We start from the raw sequence: 17,238 nt of genomic DNA on the forward strand, positions 1-17,238 counted from the left end.
GTCTCCTCCAAATTCCTGTTTCACACCACGCGCACCTACGTTGCTGCCACTGCCGCGGCCGACGCCGGCGAGGGCGGCATGACCTCCAGCAAAAACTCCCGCACGCTCGCGGTGAAGGCGTCGTTTGCGTCGCCTGCAATCATGTGGCCCGCATCGCGCAGGTCCACGAAGCGCGCCTGCGGCAGGGTTTTCACCAAAGCCTCGGCGTCTTCCTTGGTGATCACGTCGCTGCGCTGGCCGCGGACCAGCAAGGTGGGGGACTGCAGGCCGCGCAGGGCACGCTCGTAGCTTTCGGCATCGCGGCGATGGTTGTGGTTGGCCTCGCTCATCATGAGCGGGTCCCAATGCCAGATCCAGCGGCCCTGCGCATTCAGGCGCAGGTTTTTCTTCAGGCCCTCGAGCGGGCCCGTCATGGGCTTGCCGCGGTAGGCCGCGATGTGCTGCGCGGCCTCTTCGAGCGAGGCAAAGCCTTCTGGCTGGGCGCGCATGAAGCTGACGATGCGCTCCACGCCGGCCTCTTCCATGCGCGGTGCAATGTCCACGAGCACCAGCGCGGCTATGGGCGGCGCGTCGGGCAGGCCCACTGCCGCCATGCTCGCGAGGCCGCCAAGCGAGGCGCCGACCACGGCAAGCGGCCGGCCGAGCTGGCGCCAGACATTGCACATGGTGCGCGCCAGGGTTTCGATGCGGTAGTCGCCGTCGCTCGCCCAGGCACTTTCGCCGTGTCCCGGCAGGTCGAGCGCCACTGTGTACCAGCCCGCCGCGCCCAGCGCCTGGGCCGCGTTGCCCCAGGCATGGCGCGTCTGGCCACCGCCGTGCAACAACAGCACCGCAGGCGCACCCTCGGGACCATACACGTCCGCGACCAGCGGCCCCCCGGCAAAACCGGAAAATTCGCGCCGGCCGCTCACGCCCCTGCCCCCACCTCTTTTTCAAAGTCGGCGCCAGCCTCGGCCGCGACCTGCCCCCACTCCGAGAAGGACTTGTAGTGCTCGCTCCAGGCCTTCAGAAGTTCTTCGCGCGGCAAGTCGGCGTAGCTGCCGCGATCGCGCACGTATTCCATATGCCGGCGCCCGCTCACGTCGAACTCATGGAACACCGAATCTGCACTGCCATCGAATTCAAGCGGATGAATGCCGGCTTTTTCGCACAGCGAGCGGTTGAAGGCCGGCGTGGCCTTGAGCCATTGGCCGTCGATCCACAGCTCGGTGTAGCCATGAAAGACGAACAGATCCGTGCCCATCATGTCGTAGAGCCGCTTGCTCGTGAGATGGTTGCGCACGTCGGCATAGCCCAATCGCGCGGGCACGCCCAGCACACGTGCAGCGGCTGCGAGCAAGGCGGCCTTGGGGACGCAAAAGCCGCGCCCGGCTGCTATCACATGGCTGGCTTTGAGCCCCTGCTCGGAAGTGTCGAAGTAATAAGGGTCGTACATGAACTCGTCACGCACCGCGTAATAGAGCTTGACGGCGATCTCACGCGCAGACATGGCCGGATCGGCCACCCGGCGCGCAAAGGCAACGACCGCTGGGTGGTCGCTGTCGGCGAAGCGCCCTGGCGCCAGATAGGCCGACATGTCTGGGGTATTTTGCAATGGCATGGTTTCAGTCTTTGACGCTCAGGCACTTGGGTGGCTGGGCGAGTAAAAAGCCTTCGAAGGGTTTGGAGCGATCGTGCTGTTGCAGCGTCCAGGTAGGACGCGCATTGGGCACGCCGCCATCGACACGGATGCACGAGCCCGTAATGAACGCCGCAGCCTCGCTGAGCAGGAACACGATGGCAGCGGAAATTTCCGCCTCGGTGCCGTAGCGCTGTAGCGGCACCTTGGTTTTGAGCGAGCGCAGATGGGCCTGCATCTCGGGGCTGTAGGTGTCGAAGCCGCTGCTCGCGATCCAGCCCGGCGCGACCGCATTCACGCGCACGGCCGAGGACGACCACTCGCACGCCGCCGTTTCCGTGAACGACAGCATGCCCGCACGCGCCGCGCCGCTGTGCGCCATGGTGGGCATGCCGCCCCAGATGTCGGCGATGATGTTCACAATGGAGCCGCCGTGCTGCTCCATGCACTGGTTGAACACCTCGCGCGCCACGAGGAAGCCGCCCGTGAGGTTGTTGCGCACCACGGCCTCCCAGCCCTTGAAGCTGATGTCCTTGGCCGGCTGCGGGTACTGGCCGCCCGCGTTGTTCACCAGCCCGTCGATCTTGCCGTGGCGTGCGAGCACATCGGCCACCATGGCCTTGACGCCGGCCTCGTCGCGGATGTCGCACGAGTGGATGCTGACCTTGCCGCCAGCACCCTCGATCTCGGCCTGCACGTTCTGGAGCTTTTCGATGCTGCGCCCCACCAGCGCCACGGCGGCGCCGAGGTTGGCGAGTTCGTGCGCGGTGCAGCGGCCTATGCCGCTGCCGCCGCCGGTCACGATCACGGTCTGGCCGGCAAACAGACCGGGGCGGAAGACGGAACGATAGGTGGCTTGTGCCATGAAAATCTCCTTGATGTGAACTTGTAGTGAGTGCTTAGCCGCGCAGCATGAAATTGCCGTGGCCGAGGGCGATGGGTTTGTCGGGGCTTTCCTGCCAGGCCTGGATGCGCAGGTTGGCAACGCGCTGGCCCTGCTTGACCATCACGACGTTGGCGTAGGTGTCTTTGGGGCGGCCCGAGCGCAGGTAGTCGATGCTGAAATCGATGGTTTTGGGCAGCTCTTGACTTTCCATGTGCCACAGCAGGTAAAAAATCCCCGCGCATTCGAGAAAGCCGCCCGTGGCGCCGCCGTGCAGTGCCGGCAGGATGGGGTTGCCGATGAGCTTTTCCTGGAACGGCAGGATGCAGGTGAACTCTTCGCCCTTCACGTCTATGCGCAGGCCCTGAAAGCGCGCAAACGGCACGGCGTCGATCAGCGGGCGCCAGTCGTTGTTGGCGCGGGCCTGGTTGATGCGCTCGGCCCAGCTCATTGCATGGCCTCCACTTTCTCCGCGATCACCGGACGCCCCGAAGTGAACATGTAAACGCCCACCGCCATGGCGATGGGATCGTCGGGCGTGTCGTGGTAGGCCGCGCCGCGCACGAAGGCGAGCTCGGACGTGAGCTTGTAGCACACCGCCCCGCCGAGGATCGTGCGCCCCGGCGTCGCGGGCTTGAGGTAGTCCATGCGCAAGTCCAGCGTCGCCATGGGTTTGAGCTCCGGCAGCTTCATGAAGATGGAAAGCCCGCAGGCGGCGTCGAGCAAAGAGGTGATCACCCCGCCATGGATCACGCCCGTTTTCGGGTCACCGATCAAAAAGTCCTGGTAATCGATCTTGAGCACGAACCAATCAGGCTGCGCGGCGTGCGGGAGCACACCGAGCTCGCGGTTGTAGGGTGAGGCGTGGATGAACTTCTTCCACCGCACCACCATTTCTTGTTCAGAGGGCGTTGCCGTCGTGTCTGTCATCGCAGTCCTTCAGGAAAGTGCGAGGGTGGTCAATTCTGCGGCCTTCGGGCCAGGGAACCAGCGTGTGAGCGCGGGTGTTTCTTCACGCCGCACATGGCCCTGGCGCTCGAGCCAGAGCAGGTGCGCGAGCGTCTCGCCCATCGCCAAATAGGCATGCAGGACCTCGTGCTGGTCGCCATAGACGGCCAGACCCAGCTCGGCCGCATTCATGCCTTGCGGGCTGAGCTTGGCCATGAATTTGCGCAAGGCGCGCTCGTGGTGCGCCACGAGCGCATGGGCACGCTGCACGCCGGCCTGGTACACGCGGTGGTGCGCAGGCAGCACATGGGCAATGTCGAGTTTGGCGATGGTGCGCAGGCTGTCGAGGTAACGCGGCAGCGGATCCGTCTCGCCATAAGGCCAGACGCCGATGTTGGGCGTGATGCGTTCGAGCAGTTGGTCGCCCGTGAGCAGCAGCTTGAGGTTCGGCTCGTACAGACACACCTGAGCGACGCTATGGCCGCCGAGCACCAGGGCCTCGAAAACGTGGTTTCCTATGGCGATCCTTGCATTGGGTGCTATCGTTTCGAAATGTTCGGGCACGGCGCAGGCCATGCTGGCCTGCAGCACGTCATGCACCACGGCCTTGGCGTCCGCCTCAGACAGGCCATGACGGCAGATGAAGCGCATGCACTCGGCCTGGTCTTCAGCGCGGCGCACGTGCATCTGTTCGGCCACGTGCGCTTCTTCGGGCCGCATCCAGATCGGCGCGCCGGTGCGCTCGTGCAGCCACACGGCCAGCCCCATGTGGTCGGGGTGGTGGTGCGAGACGACGATGCGCGTCAAACCGGCCTGCAGCGGCCCGGCGAGCGCCTGCTCCCACAGCTGGCGCGCCGAGGCGCAGTTCGATCCGGTATCGAACAGGCACCAGCCCGCGCCATCCTGGATCAGATAGACGTTGACGTGGTCTATGCCGTATTCGACCGGCAGGGTGAACATCAGAATGCCGGGCAAGACCTCGCGCAGCGGCAGGCCAGCGATCGTGTTTGCATCCTGTGCCTCGGCGGATGCGGCAACAGCGGGGGGAGTGGCGGGCGCGTTCATAGCCTTTTGGCCACTTCTTCAAGCATCACTTCAGTAGCGCCGCCGCCGATGGCCTGGACACGGGCGTCGCGCACCATGCGCTCGATCGCGGCCTCGCGCATGTAGCCAAAGCCGCCGTGGAACTGCTGGCAGTCGTAGAGCACCTCGTTGACGAGCTCGCCGCACAAGGACTTGACCATGGAGACCTCCTTGATGCATTCGCGCCCCTGCGCATCGAGCCAGGCTGCGTGATAGACGAGCTGGCGCGCCGCGGCGACTTGCGCGGCGCGCATCGCCAGGCGCTGGCGGATCGCCTGCTTGTCCCACAGCGTGGCGCCGAAAGCCTTGCGCTGGCGCACATAGTCCAGCGTCAGCTCGATGCCGCGCGCGGCCTCACCCACGGCCTGCGCGCCGAGCACGATGCGCTCGTTCTGGAAGTTGCGCATGATCTGGTAGAAGCCCTTGTTTTCCTGCCCCAGCAGGTTCGCGGCCGGGATGCGGCAGTTCTCGAACACGAGCTCGGCCGTGTCGCTGCTGAGCCAGCCGCTCTTGTTGAGCTTGCGCCCGACGCGAAAACCCGGCGTGCCCTTTTCGACGATGAAAATCGAGATGCCGCGCGAGCCCTTGGCCGTGGTGTCGGTCTTGGCGCCGACGAAATACAGGTCGGCGTGCACGCCGTTGGTGATGAAGATCTTGCTGCCATTGAGCACCCAGTGGTCGCCATCGCGCACGGCGCGCGTGCGTATGCCGGCCACGTCCGAGCCGGCGTCGGGCTCGGTCACGGCCACGGCGCAGATTTTTTCGCCGCGCGTGACGCCCGGCAGGTGGCGCGCGAGCTGCTCGGGGTTGCCGTAGTTGGCCAGGTGCGGCGAGGCCATGTCGGTGTGCACGAGCACCGTGACGGCAAAGCCGCCGAAAGTCGAGCGCCCCAGCTCCTCGGCCAGGATCGCGCTATAGACCGTGTCGAGAGCAGAACCGCCGTACTGCTCGGGGTAGCGTATGCCCAGGTAGCCGAGTTCGCCCATGGTGCGCAACACCTCGCGCGGCACCATGCCTGCATCTTCCCAGGGCAGGGCCTTGGGCACGATTTCCTGCTCGACGAAGCGGCGCAGGTTGTCGCGGAATTGCCGGTGTGGCTCGTCGAAATAAATCGGGTCGTTGTTCGTCATGGGTTTTCCTCTGTTGTTTCCAGTACCACCAGCACGTCGCCGCCGCGCACGGCGTCGCCCGCGCGGCAGCGCAGTTCGGCGACACGCCCGGGCGCGGGCGCGCTCAGCGTGTGCACCATTTTCATCGCCTCCATCTGCACCAGCACCTCGCCGGCCTGCACCTGCGCGCCGACCTGCACGGGCACCTGCGTGACCATGCCCGGCATGGGCGCGCGCAGGTGGTTGCCGCTGTGCTCATGCTGCCCCGCAGCGCCGCGCAGCGCGCGCTGCCAGCGATCTACGCAGTGCCAGGCGCGCGTGATGCCCGCGCCGGTGAGCCACAGCTGCTCGCCCTGCTCCCCTTTTTGCTGCGCCACCGCATAGCGCACGAAGGCGTCGTCGCTGCGCAACTCGAGCGCATCGGGCGCCCGGCGCGCTTGCACGCGGTAGGTGGTGCCGCCCTCGCCTTCGCTGCGGCCTTCGCCCTCGCCTTCGACGGGCGGCTTGTCAGCCGCCTCGGCCCGGTCGATCCGCACGCACCAATGCTCGCCCTCAGGCCACACCTGGGCTTGCACGATCTGGCCAGCGGCGTTTTGCAGCAGCACGCGGGTGCCCTCGGGCTTGGCGGCCGTGGGCAGGCGCCAGGCGCCCAGCGTCTGCCACGGCGAGGGGCCGGCCGCCGCCTGGCGCGCGAGCACGCCGTGCAGCGCCGCGGCGACGCGCATCAGCTCGCTTGCCGGCTGCGCTGCCCAGCCTTGCGGGAAGGCGCTTGCGATGTAATTCGTCGAGAGCACCTGCGCAAAGTGCGGGTGGCGCACCAGGTCGGCGAGGAACTCCAGATTGCTGTGCACGCCCTGCACCACGGTGCGCTCGAGTGCATGCACCAATCGGCGTGCAGCGCCCGCCCTGTCTGCGGAGTGCGCTATCACTTTAGCTAGCATCGAATCGTAAAACAGCGAAACCTCGCTGCCCGTGCGCACGCCGCTGTCCACGCGGATGCCCGGGCCGCTGGGTTCCTCGTAGTGGATCAGATGGCCGATTTCGGGCGCAAAACCGGCGGCGGGGTTCTCGGCGCACACGCGCGCCTCGATCGCGCAGCCGCTTTGCACAATATCCGCTTGCGTGAACGCGAGCGCCTCGCCCGCGGCCACGCGCAGCTGCCATTCGACCAGGTCCATGCCCACCGTGAGCTCGGTCACGGGGTGCTCGACCTGCAGCCGCGTGTTCATTTCGAGGAAGAAGCTCTCGCCGGTGTGGCTGTCATGGATGAATTCGATCGTGCCCGTGCTGTCGTAACCTATGGCGCGGCCCATGGTCAGCGCGTGCTGCAAGAGCGCGTCGCGCAATTCGGGTGCGAGGTGCGGCGCGGGAGCCTCTTCGATGACCTTCTGGTGGTTGCGCTGGATCGAGCATTCGCGCTCGTACAGGTGCACGAGGTGCCCGTGCTTGTCGCCCAGCAGCTGCACCTCGAGGTGGCGCGGCAGCGTGAGGTAGCGTTCGAGCAGCACGCGGTCGTCGCCAAACGCGGCCTGCGCCTCGCGCCGCACGGTAGCGAGCGCCGGCACGAACTCGGCCGGACTGCGCACCACGCGCATGCCCTTGCCGCCGCCGCCCGCCGACGCCTTGATGAGCACGGGGTAGCCGATGGCCGCAGCCGCTTCGACCAGCGTGGCCTCGTCCTGCGCGTCGCCGTGGTAGCCCGGCACCACGGGCACGCCGGCTGCGAGCGCGATGCGCTTGGACTCGATCTTCGAGCCCATGCGCCGGATCGCTTCGCGCGAAGGTCCGACGAAGGCGATGCCCGCCGCCTCGCAGGCCTCGATCAGCGCGAGGCTCTCGGACAAAAAGCCGTAGCCGGGGTGGATGGCCTGCGCCCCGCTCGCGCGCGCCGCCGCGACGATGGCTGCAGCGTCGAGGTAGCTGCGCGCGGCCTCTGGCGGGCCTATGCGCACCGCCGTGTCGCAGGCGCTTACATGCAGCGCATCGCGGTCGGCGTCGGAATACACCGCCACCGTGCGCAGTCCCATGCGCCGCGCGGTGCGCGCGATGCGGCAGGCGATTTCACCGCGGTTGGCGATCAGCAAGGTGTCAAACATGGCGACCTCCCGTGGTGAAATCGCCTGCCCCGCGCGCCAGGCGCGCCAGGCAATTTGGCTGCGCCGCTGCGCCGGCCAAGGCCGGCTGGCCCCCCCGATTCGCGATCACCAAGGTATCGAACATGCTCACCCCCTGCGCCAGAACGGCGCGCGTTTGGCGAAAAATGCCGTGATGCCTTCGCGGCCTTCGTCGGTTTCCCAGGCGTCGGCGAGCTTGTCGGCGGTGTAGATCATGCTGGTGTCGAGGTCGTGCGCATCGACGTAGGCGATGAGCTTTTTGGTTGCGGCGACGGCGCCGGGCGCGCATTGCAGCAGATCGGCGATTTCGCGCTCGACGGCGGCGTCGAGCTGCTCGGCGCTCACCACGTCGGAGAGCAGGCCCAGGCTGCGCGCCTCGGCCCCGCCCATGCGCCGCGCCGTGAGGAAGGTGCGGCGCGCGTTCGCCTCGCCCATGCGCGCGACCACGTAGGGCGCGATGTTCGCGGGCAGCAAGCCCAGGCGCACTTCGGTGAGCGAATACACGCCTGTTTCGACGCCGATGGCGATGTCGCACACCGAGATCATGCCCACGCCGCCGCCATACGCGGGGCCGTTGATGCGCCCGATCAGCGGCAGCGGCATCTCGTTCAGGGCACGCAGCATGCGCGCGAGGTCGCCGCTTTCGCTGACGCGCTGGGCGCGGGTTTTCTTCGTGTTTTCCTGCATCCAGCCGAGGTCGCCGCCGGCGCAAAAGGTCTTGCCCGCGCCCGTGAGCACCACCGCGCGCACGCCGTCGGCACGGCCCAGCCATTCGGCGGCGCGGTGCAATTCATGGATCAGCGTGGCGTTGAGCGCGTTGTGCGTGTCAGGGCGGTTCAGCGTGAGGCGCGCGATGCCGCGCGCGTCTATGTCGAGCAGCAGGGTTTCGAAATGCGGAGTGGTCATAGGTCGGACTTTCGTTCTTCTGGATGGCTTACATGCGGTACACGGGCGTCGCCGTCTGCGCTACGCTTCGGCGCACCGCGAGCGCGAGCGCCAGGCCCAGCACGTCGCGCGAGGCCGAGGGCTGGATGAGCCCGTCGTCCCACAGGCGCGAGGTGGCGTAATACGGGTCGCTCTGGCGCGCGTATTGCTCGCGCACCTGGCGCTCGACTTCGGCTATGCGCGCCTCGTCGGCCGGGCCGCGCAGGTTGGAGCGCGCGAGTTCGGTCATGACGTTGCTCGCGATGTCGGCGCTCATGGTGGCCACGCTCGCGCTCGGCCAGGTGAACAAAAATTCGGGCTCGAAGCCACGCCCGCACATGCCGTAGTTGCCCGCGCCGTACGAGCCGCCCACGACCAGCGAGAGCTTGGGCACGCGCGCGCACGACTGCGCATAGACCATGTTCGCGCTGTGCTTGGCGATGCCGCCGCGTTCGGCTTCACTGCCGACCATGAAGCCCGCGATGTTCTGCAAAAAAAGCAGCGGCACACCGCGCTGGTTGGCCAGCTCGATGAAGTGCGCGCCCTTGAGCGCCGCCTCGGCGACGAGCGCGCCATTGTTCGCAAGCACGGCCACGGGCTGGCCATGCAGCGCGCCAAAACCCGTGACCAGCGTCTCGCCCCACAACGGCTTGAACTCGTGGAACTCGCTGCCGTCGAGCAGGCGCGCGATGATCTCGCGCGCATCGTAGGGCTGCTTGGGATCGGCGGGCACGATGCCGTCGAGCTCGGCCGGGTCGTAGCGCGGCGGGCGCGGCGGCAGCGGCGGCACGAGCGCGAGCGCGCCCGGCTCGGGCGGCAGTTTGGTCACCACCTGGCGCAGCAGCGCGAGCGCCTGCGCCTCGTCTTCGGCGAGGTAGTCGCTCACGCCCGAAACGCGCGTGTGCATCTCGGCGCCGCCCAGGGTTTCGCCATCGACCGTTTCGTTGATCGCGATCTTCACGATCGAGGGGCCGCCCAGGTGGATGCGCGCGTTGCCACGCACCATGATCACCTCGTCGGAAAGCGCCGGAATGTACGCGCCGCCCGCAGTGCAGCCGCCGAACACGGCGGAAAGCTGCGGGATACCGTCCTGCGACATGCGGCACTGCTGGAAGAAGTTGTTGCCGAAGTGATCGCGGTCGGGGAAGACGCGGTCTTGTTCTGGCAGGAAAGCGCCGCCGCAATCGACGAGGTACAGGCAAGGCAGGCGCAGACGCCAGGCGACTTCCTGTGCGCGCCGGTGTTTTTTCACGGTTTCGTGGAAGAACGAGCCGCCCTTCACGGTCGCGTCGTTGGCGATGAACATGCAGGGCCGCCCGGCCACGATGCCGACGCCGGTGACGATGCCCGCGCCCGGCACCTCGTTGCCGTACTGGCCCCAGGCCGCGAGCGGCGAAAGCTCCAGAAAAGGCGTGCCGTCATCGACGATGAAGGCTATGCGCTCGCGCACCAGCCACTTGCCGCGTGCGCGATGGCGCCGGATGTGCGCGTCGCGCCCGCCCGTCGCGGCCTCGCGCAAGCGCTCTTGCAGCAGCGCAATTTCTGCGCGGTGAAAGCGCAGGTTCTCGGCAAAGTCTGCGCCGCGCACGTCGATGTGCGATTCAAGTACGGCCATGCTCACCACCTCTCTGGCTGCGTGCCCAGTGCTGCAGGGCACGTTTGCGGGCACAGGGATTTGCTATCGTTTTCATTGCAAAAATACAAAAACAAAATTGACATATAGCCTTTTATTTATCTTCGCTAACAGCTTCTTTTTCAATAGCTAAATCCCATTTTTTCAGTGCGCAGCAGCGCCTTCTCGAAAAGCCTTGAGCGAGCCGCTGTGCATGACGTGCCCCGAGAGCGGGCGGCCGATGATGCGCTCGGCCAGGCGCGCGGCCTCGATCAGCGCCTCGAGGTCTATGCCGGTTTCTATGCCCATTTCCTCGCACATGAACACCATGTCTTCCGTGCAGACGTTGCCTGCCGCGCCACCGTGCTTGTGCCCTGCGAACGGGCAGCCGCCCAGGCCCGCGACCGAGCTGTCGAACAGGCGCACGCCCATTTGCAGCGCCGCGTAAACGTTGGCGCCGCCCGCGCCGCGCGTGTCGTGCAGATGCAGGCCGATGGCCGCATCGGGCGCAAGCTCGCGCACCGCGCCTATACGGCGCCTGATCTCTTCAGGGTTGCCCCAGCCCATGGTGTCGGCCAGGTAGAGCGCGGGCAGCGGCACACCGCGATCGGCACAGGCGTCTATGAGCCAGCGAATGTGGTCGGTCACGGCCGACACCGGCACGGGGCCGCCGAGGTTGCAGCCGAAGGCCGTGATCACGTAGGCCTTTTCGACCGGAATGCCCAGCGCGATGTAGCGGTCCAGCCAGCCGAGCTGGCGCTCGCGCATCTCGGCCACGCTGCAATTGTTGTTGCGCTGCGAAAACGGCTCGGTGGTGTAGAACATCAGCTTGCCGTCGAGGTCCACCTGGTCGCAGGCGCGCGCGCGGTCGAAGCCATTGTCGTTGAGCCACAGTGCCGTGTAGCGTGTGCCCGGGCGCTTGGTGATCGCGGCGAACAGCTCGGGCGTGTCCGCCATCTGCGGCACGGCGCGCGGGCTCACGAAGGAAGCCACCTGGATCTGCTTGAGCCCGGCGGCCGACAAGGCGTTGATCAGCGCCACGCGGTCGGCCAGCGGGAAGGTTTGCTTTTCCATCTGAAAACCCTCGCGCGGGCCTTCTTCGTGAAACTCTACGGAACGGGGCAAGTCGCTCATGGCGGTCTCCTTCGGTGATGTTCAACCTCAGACCGGGCTGACCTCGGCCAGCACCTGGTGGCGCTCGACCATGTCGCCCACCTGGCAACGCAGGCTGCTCACATTGCCGTTGAAAGGCGCCGTGACGTGCAACTCCATCTTCATGGATTCGAGCACGACCACGGTCTGTCCGGCGACGACGGCGTCGCCGGCCTGCGCCTTCACGGCCACGACCTTGCCCATCATGGGCGCGAGCAATTGCCCGCCGGCTGCGGCATCGCTCGCGGCACCGCCGAGGTAGGAGGTGGCCGAGAGCACCGCCGTGCCGAGCGCGCTCACCAGCTCGATCTGCTGCGCATCACCGCCAATCGTTACCTCGAGCGCGTGCTCCTTGCACAGCAAAAGATAGCGGCCTGCGCTGATCTGGCGCTGCGTGGCCTCGATTTCTTCCTCAGCGATGCGCAGCCGGTAGTCGCCCTGCGCGGTGATGCCCGAAAAGCGCACCGGCCACTCGCTCGCACCCTGTTTGAGCACGAGCGCAGGCTGCGGCGCGGGCGCCATGGCACCCGTGTTCAAGCGCCAGCCCGTGAGGCCACTCAGCGTCCAGCAGCCGAGCTCAGGCGTTTGCGCGCGCCATTGCCCATGCCAGTAAAGCGCCGCGGCCGCGAGATGTTCGATCGGCACAGCGCTGCCCGGCGCGGCAGCCCCTGCTGCTGCGGCTGCACCCGGCGCATAGCGTTCGTCGATCAGCCGCGTGTGAAAGCTCGCGTCGCGCGTCTGCGGCCATTCGAGCAGCTCTTGCAAAAATTGCAGATTCGTCGGCAGGCCGATCACCGTGCTCGCGCGCAGGCCGGCGAGCAAAGCGCGGCGCGCGGCGTCGCGGTCGGGGCCGTGCGCGATGAGTTTGGCGATCATCGAGTCGTAGTGCGGCGAAATCTCGTCACCACTTTCCACGCCCGACTCGATGCGCACCCCGGCGCGCGCAAAATCCACGAGCTGCAAGCGCCCCGTGGCCGGCAAAAAGCCAGCCGCCGGGTCTTCGGCACACAGCCGCGCCTCGAACGCATGGCCCGTGCAGCGCACCTCGGCCTGGCTGAGCGGCAAAGTGCCGCTGTCGGCGATCTGCAGTTGCAGCGCGACCAGATCGAGCCCCGTGACTTCTTCGGTCACCGGGTGTTCGACCTGCAGACGCGGATTGACTTCAAGAAAGAAATACTCGTCGCCCGCGACGACGAACTCCACCGTGCCCAGACCGCGGTATTCGACACTCGCGGCCAGTTTGACCGCGTCGGCCAGGATCGCCTGGCGCAGCGGCTCGGGCAAACCGGCCGAGGGCGCCTCCTCGATGACTTTTTGGTGGCGGCGCTGCAGCGTGCACTCGCGCTCGAACAAATGGATCGCCTGGCCCTGGCCGTCGCCAGCAACCTGCACCTCGATGTGGCGCACGCGCGGCAGGTAGCGCTCGACGATCAGCTCGCCATTGCCGAAAGCCTTTTCGGCCTCGCGCATCGCGCTCTCGATGCGGCCTTCGAGGCCGTCCAGCGTTTCGACCACGGCCATGCCGCGACCACCGCCCCCGGCCACGGCCTTGAGCAGCACGGGCAGCGGCATGCTTTGCACCAGGCGCAACACCTCGGCCGGGTCTTTCATGCCGCCGGGGCTGCCGGGAATCACCGGCACGCCGGCGCGCTGCGCCTCGATCTTGGCACTGGCTTTGCCGCCTATGCGCTCCATCGTTTCCGCGCGCGGGCCGATGAAGGTCAGCCCCGCGGCGTCGAGCGCGCGCACGAAGTCGGCGTTTTCGGACAAAAAGCCGTAGCCTGGGTGCACCGCATCAGCACCGACGCGGCGCGCGGCCGCCACGATGGCGTCTATGCGCAGATAGCTCTCGGCGGGCGCAGCGCCGCCGATTTCGATCGACTCACCGATCTCGCGCACATGGCGCGCAAAACGCTCCGCGCTCGAATGCACGGTGGCCACTTCGAGGCCGAGCTTGCGGCAGGTGCGCGCGATGCGGCACGCGATTTCGCCGCGGTTGGCAATGAGGACTTTTTTGATCATCTCGTGAAACTCTGTGGATCGAAGAGAACCGACTCAGCGGCACATGAACCCAGGGGCCGTGCGCTGCTCAGAAACGGAAGACGCCGAACGGCGTCGGCTTGGCCGCGGTGCGCGAGGCCAGGTCGAGCAGCAGGCCCATCGCGTCGCGGGTTTCGACCGGATCGAGAATGCCGTCCGCCCACAAGTTGGAAGAAAAGTTCTTCGCGGGCTGGAAGTCCTCGTAAATCTTGCGCACGGGTGCCTTGAAAGCCTCTTCTTCCTCGGGCGTCCACTCCTTGCCCTCGCTCTTGTTGATCTGCCGGCGCACCAGCGCCATCACGGTCGCAGCCTGCTCGGGCCCCATGATCGCGGCGCGGCCCGTGGGCCAGGTGAACATGGCCGTGGGATTGAACGGGCGCCCGCACATGGCCAGATAGCCCGCACCATACGAGGCGCCGATGATGATGGTGTATTTGGGCACGTTGGCCGAGGCCATGGCCGTGATCATCTTCGCGCCGGCCTTGGCAATGCCGGCCTGCTCGGCCGCGCGCCCGACCATGAAGCCCGTGACGTCGGCCATGAACAGCAGCGGAATGTCGCGCTGGCAGCACAGGTCGATGAAGTGCGCCGCCTTCATCGCGCTTTCGGGAAACAGCACGCCCTGGTTCGCGAGGATGCCGATTTCGTGCCCATGGATGCGCGCAAAACCCGTGAGCAGGGTGTCGCCGTACATGGGCTTGAATTCCTGGAAGCGGCTGTCATCGACGAAGCGCGCGAGGATTTCGCGCGTGTCGGTGGGGAATTTGGGGTCGCGGCTGATGATGCCGTAGATTTCGCGCGGGTCGTAGCGCGGCGGCAGCGAGGGCTGGCGCGTCCAGCGCGGCTTGGGTACTTCGCCCAGGTCGCGCACGATCTCGCGCGTGATCGCGAGCGCGTGGCGGTCGTCCTCGGCGATGTGATCCGTCACGCCGCTCACGCTGCAGTGCATCTTGGCGCCGCCGAGCGACTCGGCATCCACGGTCTCGCCAGTGGCGGCAAACGTGAGCTCGGGGCCGCCGAGGTACATGTAGCCCTGCTCCTTGACGATCACGACCTCGTCGCACAGCGCAGGGATGTAGGCGCCGCCCGCCGTGCAAGGCCCCAGCACCACGGCGATCTGCTGTATGCCCTCGGCCGACATGCGCACCTGGTTGTTGAAGATGCTGCCGAACTGCCCGACATCCGGGAAGATGTTGGCCATGTCGGGCAAAAAGGCGCCGCCGCTGTCCACCAGCGTGATGCACGGCAGCCGGTGCTGCCACGCAATCTGCTGCGCGCGCACGTGCTTCTTGCAGGTCATGCCGTAGTAGGTGCCGCCTTTGACGGTGGCGTCGTTGGCGATGATCATGCACGGGCGCCCCTGCACCAGGCCGATGCCGGTGATGATGCTCGCGCCGGGCGGCACGCCCTCGTACATGTCTTCGCCTGCGAGCATGCCGATTTCGAGAAACGGCGAACCCGGGTCGAGCAGCACTTCCACGCGCTCGCGCGGCAGAATTTTGTTGCGCGCCAGATGCTTTTCGCGCGCCTTGGGCGGCCCGCCCGCAAGCGCACGCTGGCGCCGCGCCTGCAGCTCGGCAATCACCGCCTCGTAGGCTTCCTGGTTGCGCCGGAACTCCTCGTCCGACGTGGAAATGCGTGAAGAAAGAATGGTCATGGTGCGGTGTCGAAAAGCACGGTAGCGAAGCGCGCATGGCCCCGGCGAAGGCCGGGGACACCACGCACGCTGCGCGGGACGTCCTGACTCAGGACTTGAAAACAGGCGCGCGGCGCCCCTCGAAGGCGGCCAAACCCTCGCTGACGTCATCGCTGAGCAAGGCACCCGTGACGATGTCTTGTTCGAGCTTGAGGCCATCGGCGAGCGAACCTTCGAGCCCCTCGCGCGCCAGGCGCTTCATGGTGGCGATACCGGCGCGGCTGCGCGTGGTGATCTTGGTGCAGTATTCGAGCGCCGCTTCGGAAAGCTTGTCTGCTTCGACCACATAGTTCACCAAGCCCCACTGCAGCGCCATGTCGGCGTCTATCCAGCGCGCAGTGAAGAACAGGTCCAAGCCCCGGCGCAGGCCCACGATGCGCGGGAAGCGCTGGCTGCCGCCCCAGCCCGGCACCAGGCCAAACTGTGCATGCTGGTCGCCGAAGCGCGCGTCCTTGGCGGCAAAAATCACGTCGCAGGCAAGCATCAACTCGGTACCACCCGCGAGCACCAGCCCCTGGCAGGCTGCCACGATGGGCAAGGGGCTCGCTTCGAGCCGGCGCAGCACGCCGTGGCCGTAGCGGATGAAGTGCTCGATCTTGGCGGGGTCGCTGCGCAGCGACTTGACCTCCTCGAGGTCGGCGCCAGTGCAAAAATGCTTGCCCTGGGCGCGGATCAAGACCGCGCGCACACCGGAGCCTGGCTTTTCGAAGTCATCGATGGCTGCTTCGAGCGCAGCGTGCACGGCCAGCGACAGGCAATTGAACTTGTCGGGCCGCGCGAGCTCGATCACACCCACCGCGCCGCTGCGGCTGACGATCACCGGAGGGGCTTCGCTCATTTATTTGCTCTCCTTCGCGTATTGCACCGCAGCACGGCCCACACGCTCGCGCGCCACGATCAGCTTCATGATCTGCGCCGTGCCGTCGCCGATCTCCAGCCCCATCACGTCGCGCAGGCGCTGCTGGTGCGGCAAGTCCATGGACCAGCCGTAGTGGCCAAACGTCAGCAAACACTGGTGAATGGTGTCGAACGCCGTCTTGGGGCCCATCCACTTGACCATCGCGGCCTCGGCCGTGTGCGGCATGCCCGCGTCGCGCAGCGCGAGCGCGTGGTAGCAGAGCTGGCGGCACGCGGCGATCTGCGTTTCGAACTCGACGAGCGGGAAGCTCACGCCCTGGTACTGCGCCAGCGGCGCGCCCATGGCGTGGCGCTCCTTGGTGTATTCCCAGGCTTCGTCGATCGAGGCCTGCGCTGCGGCGACGCATTGCAGCGCGATCAGCACACGGCTGAAGTCAAAGCCCTGCATCACCTGCGTGAAGCCCTTGCCTTCGGCACCAAGGCGGTTGGCCACAGGCACGCGCACGTCGTCGAAAAAGACCGAACCGCGGCCGATGATCTTGCTACCCAGGTCGTTGAAGCGCGTGCGCTGCACACCCTTTTGGTTCAGATCGACGAGGAAGGCGCTGATGCCGCGTGCGCCATCCTCGGGCTTGCCGGTGCGGGCAAAGAGAATGATGGCATCGGCCTGATCCGCCAGGGTGATGGAGGTTTTCTCACCCGAGAGAACGTAATCATCGCCGTCGCGGCGCGCCTTGAGCTGCAGATTGGCCGCGTCCGAGCCACCGCGCGGCTCGGTCAGGCCCAGCGCCACGATGGCCTCGCCGGCCACCAGGCGGCTGTTCCAATGGCGCGCAAGTTCGGGCGAGGCATTGGCATGAATGATGGCCCCCATCAAGGAGCCGAGCAGCTGCAGGTAGCTCACATTGAAGTCGGCGTAGGCGATTTCTTCGATGATCACGCCCGAGGTCACGCCGCTTTCGCCCAGACCACCATACTCCTGCGGCAGATCGACACCAATCAAACCCAGCGAACCCATTTCGCGGAACAAGGCCCGGTCTATGCCCGGGTCGGATTCCCGCTTTTGGTAATCAGGGCGCAGTTTTTCACGCGCAAAACGACGTGCCACGTCACGCAACGCAATCTGGTCTTCATTCAAAATCATCGTAGGGTCTCCCAGGGGAAATGTTGCTGAAACCACCTGCGGCAACCAGGCCGCCCG

The 17,238-nt window shown here is 66.5% G+C and carries 15 protein-coding genes; all 15 read right to left on the reverse strand.

Features of this window, described 5'->3' with window-relative positions; genetic code table 11:
- Nucleotides 1-35: 35 nt before the first annotated feature.
- Complete coding sequence (locus PYV55_RS13540; protein WP_275852137.1) at nt 36-911, reverse strand: alpha/beta fold hydrolase; 876 nt, start codon at nt 909-911, stop codon at nt 36-38.
- Nucleotides 908-1,600, reverse strand: coding sequence for a transglutaminase-like domain-containing protein (locus tag PYV55_RS13545; protein ID WP_275852139.1), 693 nt, complete (start codon nt 1,598-1,600; stop codon nt 908-910). The genes PYV55_RS13540 and PYV55_RS13545 overlap by 4 nt, the downstream gene beginning before the upstream one ends.
- A 4-nt stretch (nt 1,601-1,604) precedes the next feature.
- On the reverse strand, nt 1,605-2,483 hold the full coding sequence (locus tag PYV55_RS13550; protein WP_275852141.1) for an SDR family oxidoreductase: 879 nt from the start codon (nt 2,481-2,483) through the stop codon (nt 1,605-1,607).
- 34 nt (nt 2,484-2,517) lie between these two features.
- Complete coding sequence (locus PYV55_RS13555) at nt 2,518-2,952, reverse strand: PaaI family thioesterase (RefSeq protein WP_275852143.1); 435 nt, start codon at nt 2,950-2,952, stop codon at nt 2,518-2,520.
- The gene (locus PYV55_RS13560; protein WP_275852145.1) at nt 2,949-3,431 is read right to left on the reverse strand and encodes a PaaI family thioesterase; all 483 of its coding nucleotides are present in this window, start codon (nt 3,429-3,431) and stop codon (nt 2,949-2,951) included. Before PYV55_RS13560 ends, PYV55_RS13555 begins: the two co-directional genes overlap by 4 nt.
- 9 nt (nt 3,432-3,440) lie before the next feature.
- Complete coding sequence (locus PYV55_RS13565; protein ID WP_275852147.1) at nt 3,441-4,514, reverse strand: MBL fold metallo-hydrolase; 1,074 nt, start codon at nt 4,512-4,514, stop codon at nt 3,441-3,443.
- Nucleotides 4,511-5,662, reverse strand: a complete 1,152-nt coding sequence (locus PYV55_RS13570) for an acyl-CoA dehydrogenase family protein (RefSeq protein ID WP_275852150.1) — start codon at nt 5,660-5,662, stop codon at nt 4,511-4,513. The genes PYV55_RS13565 and PYV55_RS13570 overlap by 4 nt, the downstream gene beginning before the upstream one ends.
- The gene (locus tag PYV55_RS13575; protein WP_275852153.1) at nt 5,659-7,737 is read right to left on the reverse strand and encodes an ATP-binding protein; all 2,079 of its coding nucleotides are present in this window, start codon (nt 7,735-7,737) and stop codon (nt 5,659-5,661) included. The genes PYV55_RS13570 and PYV55_RS13575 overlap by 4 nt, the downstream gene beginning before the upstream one ends.
- Before the next feature lie 126 nt (nt 7,738-7,863).
- Complete coding sequence (locus PYV55_RS13580; protein WP_275852156.1) at nt 7,864-8,661, reverse strand: crotonase/enoyl-CoA hydratase family protein; 798 nt, start codon at nt 8,659-8,661, stop codon at nt 7,864-7,866.
- A 28-nt stretch (nt 8,662-8,689) separates the two neighbouring features.
- Nucleotides 8,690-10,294: a carboxyl transferase domain-containing protein gene (locus PYV55_RS13585; protein ID WP_275852159.1), complete on the reverse strand. Its 1,605-nt coding sequence runs from the start codon at nt 10,292-10,294 to the stop codon at nt 8,690-8,692.
- Nucleotides 10,295-10,456: 162 nt separating this feature from the next.
- Entirely contained in the window at nt 10,457-11,425 is a 969-nt protein-coding gene (locus tag PYV55_RS13590; protein WP_275852162.1) for a hydroxymethylglutaryl-CoA lyase, read from the reverse strand.
- A gap of 27 nt (nt 11,426-11,452) precedes the next feature.
- Nucleotides 11,453-13,465: an acetyl/propionyl/methylcrotonyl-CoA carboxylase subunit alpha gene (locus PYV55_RS13595; protein WP_275852164.1), complete on the reverse strand. Its 2,013-nt coding sequence runs from the start codon at nt 13,463-13,465 to the stop codon at nt 11,453-11,455.
- Between the two features lie 67 nt (nt 13,466-13,532).
- Entirely contained in the window at nt 13,533-15,140 is a 1,608-nt protein-coding gene (locus PYV55_RS13600) for a carboxyl transferase domain-containing protein (RefSeq protein WP_275852166.1), read from the reverse strand.
- 88 nt (nt 15,141-15,228) lie between these two features.
- Nucleotides 15,229-16,017, reverse strand: coding sequence for an enoyl-CoA hydratase/isomerase family protein (locus PYV55_RS13605; protein WP_275852168.1), 789 nt, complete (start codon nt 16,015-16,017; stop codon nt 15,229-15,231).
- Nucleotides 16,018-17,181 carry an acyl-CoA dehydrogenase family protein gene (locus tag PYV55_RS13610; protein WP_275852170.1) on the reverse strand — a complete coding sequence of 388 codons (1,164 nt, stop codon included), beginning with the start codon at nt 17,179-17,181 and terminating at the stop codon, nt 16,018-16,020.
- Nucleotides 17,182-17,238 lie beyond the last annotated feature (57 nt).

The sequence above is a fragment of the Extensimonas soli genome (assembly GCF_029211265.1).
GTDB lineage: Bacteria > Pseudomonadota > Gammaproteobacteria > Burkholderiales > Burkholderiaceae_C > Extensimonas > Extensimonas soli.

Bases quoted from the DNA above. Each gene is read 5' to 3' on its own strand.
- PYV55_RS13545 (WP_275852139.1), bottom strand. From the start codon at position 1,600: ATGCCATTGCAAAATACCCCAGACATGTCGGCCTATCTGGCGCCAGGG.
- PYV55_RS13550 (WP_275852141.1), bottom strand. From the start codon at position 2,483: ATGGCACAAGCCACCTATCGTTCCGTCTTCCGCCCCGGTCTGTTTGCC.
- PYV55_RS13555 (WP_275852143.1), bottom strand. From the start codon at position 2,952: ATGAGCTGGGCCGAGCGCATCAACCAGGCCCGCGCCAACAACGACTGG.
- PYV55_RS13560 (WP_275852145.1), bottom strand. From the start codon at position 3,431: ATGACAGACACGACGGCAACGCCCTCTGAACAAGAAATGGTGGTGCGG.
- PYV55_RS13565 (WP_275852147.1), bottom strand. From the start codon at position 4,514: ATGAACGCGCCCGCCACTCCCCCCGCTGTTGCCGCATCCGCCGAGGCA.
- PYV55_RS13570 (WP_275852150.1), bottom strand. From the start codon at position 5,662: ATGACGAACAACGACCCGATTTATTTCGACGAGCCACACCGGCAATTC.
- PYV55_RS13575 (WP_275852153.1), bottom strand. From the start codon at position 7,737: ATGTTTGACACCTTGCTGATCGCCAACCGCGGTGAAATCGCCTGCCGC.
- PYV55_RS13580 (WP_275852156.1), bottom strand. From the start codon at position 8,661: ATGACCACTCCGCATTTCGAAACCCTGCTGCTCGACATAGACGCGCGC.
- PYV55_RS13585 (WP_275852159.1), bottom strand. From the start codon at position 10,294: ATGGCCGTACTTGAATCGCACATCGACGTGCGCGGCGCAGACTTTGCC.
- PYV55_RS13590 (WP_275852162.1), bottom strand. From the start codon at position 11,425: ATGAGCGACTTGCCCCGTTCCGTAGAGTTTCACGAAGAAGGCCCGCGC.
- PYV55_RS13595 (WP_275852164.1), bottom strand. From the start codon at position 13,465: ATGATCAAAAAAGTCCTCATTGCCAACCGCGGCGAAATCGCGTGCCGC.
- PYV55_RS13600 (WP_275852166.1), bottom strand. From the start codon at position 15,140: ATGACCATTCTTTCTTCACGCATTTCCACGTCGGACGAGGAGTTCCGG.
- PYV55_RS13605 (WP_275852168.1), bottom strand. From the start codon at position 16,017: ATGAGCGAAGCCCCTCCGGTGATCGTCAGCCGCAGCGGCGCGGTGGGT.
- PYV55_RS13610 (WP_275852170.1), bottom strand. From the start codon at position 17,181: ATGATTTTGAATGAAGACCAGATTGCGTTGCGTGACGTGGCACGTCGT.